Annotated in this window: 1 protein-coding gene; it reads right to left on the bottom strand. The window is 43.7% G+C overall.

Annotated elements, in window-relative coordinates:
• A partial coding sequence (locus NG918_RS16900; protein WP_252227225.1) for a DeoR/GlpR family DNA-binding transcription regulator occupies positions 1-293 on the bottom strand: 293 nt, incomplete at both ends.

Below are 293 nucleotides of genomic sequence, written 5' to 3'. Positions count from 1 at the left end.
GAAGCTACGTTGATATCGTTTGTTATGACGGTTAGTTTGGATCGGTCTTTTAATGCGGTTGCGATGTGTCCGGTTGTTGTTCCAGCGTCAAGAATGATTGTATCGCCGTCTTTGACCATTGTCGCTGCTAATGTGGCGATGCGTTGTTTTTCTTCGTAGCGCACTTCGCTTCGTTTTTTCCAATTTGGTTCGGAAACTACTTTTTCTTCTATCATAACTCCGCCGTGGGTTCTTTTTAGCTTTTTGTCTTTTTCTAAAGAGGTTAAATCGCGGCGAATGGTTGCTTCGTGGAC

Source organism: Clostridium sp. ZBS2 (assembly GCF_023845855.1).
Taxonomy (GTDB): domain Bacteria; phylum Bacillota; class Clostridia; order Clostridiales; family Clostridiaceae; genus Clostridium; species Clostridium aquiflavi.
Note: the sequence above shows the minus strand (reverse complement) of the source record. Positions and strands in the feature narration are given on the sequence as shown.